Raw genomic sequence first — 389 nt, 5'->3', positions numbered from 1 at the left:
TAAATCCTGCGTACTCCGAGTGATCCGAGTTAAGTCTGTAACATAAATAATGTCGCCTTCCTGTAAATCCTGCAACATTTTTTGAAGTTGCTCGCGATTCTTTGTTGCACCAGAAACTTTTTCTTCAAAAATAATATCCATCCCGATTTCGTTTAATTGCTGAAATTGCCTTGAAGGATTTTGGTTAGTCGAACTGACACGTATATAACCAATTTTCCGCAAAATATCACCTCATTTTTGAGATAAGTCTTATGAGACACTCTTAACTATGATTTTATCAGTCTACTATAATTGTATCAATAGAGTACACTCTATTGATTTATAATTGAACTAATTAACTGAACAATTACAGAAATGAGATGATACTGTATGAAAGTTGCGAGAGGTAG

Annotated in this window: 1 protein-coding gene; it reads right to left on the bottom strand. The window is 33.7% G+C overall.

Annotated elements, in window-relative coordinates; all coding sequences use genetic code 11:
• A partial coding sequence (locus FOT98_RS31075; RefSeq protein ID WP_144291244.1) for a recombinase family protein occupies positions 1–222 on the bottom strand: 222 nt, incomplete at its 3' end.
• Between the last annotated feature and the right edge of the window lie 167 nt (positions 223–389).

The organism is Bacillus sp. HY001 (genome assembly GCF_007558965.1).
Taxonomy (GTDB): domain Bacteria; phylum Bacillota; class Bacilli; order Bacillales; family Bacillaceae_G; genus Bacillus_A; species Bacillus_A mobilis.
The sequence above is the reverse complement of the archived record's forward strand: the minus strand, read 5'-3'. Positions and strand labels throughout refer to the sequence as shown.